This is a genomic window from Peptostreptococcus stomatis DSM 17678 (assembly GCF_000147675.1).
Taxonomy (GTDB): domain Bacteria; phylum Bacillota; class Clostridia; order Peptostreptococcales; family Peptostreptococcaceae; genus Peptostreptococcus; species Peptostreptococcus stomatis.
On record NZ_ADGQ01000031.1, the window covers coordinates 1 to 687 of the forward strand.

The window sequence follows — 687 nt, forward strand, 5'->3', positions numbered from 1 at the left end:
TTATGTCGTTTTTGACGACTTGTTTATTGTACTATTTAGAGAAATATCTGTCAAGTACTTTTTCCAAAAAATATGGTGCCTAGAGGCGGAATCGAACCACCGACACGGGGATTTTCAGTCCCCTGCTCTACCGACTGAGCTATCTAGGCTAATATTTGGTGGGCCTAGCTGGACTCGAACCAGCGACCTCACGCTTATCAGGCGTGCGCTCTAACCACCTGAGCTATAGGCCCAAATATTAAAATGTATTTTTCTGGATGGCAGGGGTGGAGGGACTCGAACCCCCGGCGCACGGTTTTGGAGACCGACGCTCTACCAACTGAGCTACACCCCTATGGTTATATGGTGGACCATCAGGGACTCGAACCCCGGACCTACCGGTTATGAGCCGGGCGCTCTAACCAACTGAGCTAATGGTCCACAATGTTGGTAAAATCTACCAGGTATACTGTATGGTGCCGAAGACCGGAATCGAACCGGTACGAAAGTATAAGTTTCGCAGGATTTTAAGTCCTGTGCGTCTGCCAGTTCCGCCACTTCGGCACTTCACATGGCTACGTCCTATTCTCCCAGGCAGCTTCCCACCAAGTACCTTCAGCGCTAAGGAGCTTAACTTCTGTGTTCGGAATGGGAACAGGTGTATCCTCCTTGCTATAGTAACCATATTATTAGAGAGATTGTACTCTC

The 687-nt window shown here is 48.9% G+C and carries 5 tRNA genes and 1 rRNA gene; all 6 read right to left on the reverse strand.

Annotation, left to right across the window (positions count from 1 at the left end):
- Positions 1 to 73: 73 nt before the first annotated feature.
- A tRNA-Phe gene (locus HMPREF0634_RS02830) sits at positions 74 to 149 on the reverse strand.
- 7 nt (positions 150 to 156) lie between these two features.
- Positions 157 to 233 (reverse strand) — tRNA-Ile (locus tag HMPREF0634_RS02835).
- Positions 234 to 258: 25 nt separating this feature from the next.
- Positions 259 to 334, reverse strand: a tRNA-Trp gene (locus tag HMPREF0634_RS02840).
- 9 nt (positions 335 to 343) lie between these two features.
- Positions 344 to 420 (reverse strand) — tRNA-Ile (locus HMPREF0634_RS02845).
- Between the two features lie 33 nt (positions 421 to 453).
- Positions 454 to 543 (reverse strand) — tRNA-Leu (locus tag HMPREF0634_RS02850).
- A 5-nt stretch (positions 544 to 548) separates the two neighbouring features.
- Positions 549 to 665, reverse strand: a 5S ribosomal RNA gene (rrf, locus tag HMPREF0634_RS02855).
- Positions 666 to 687: the final 22 nt, after the last annotated feature.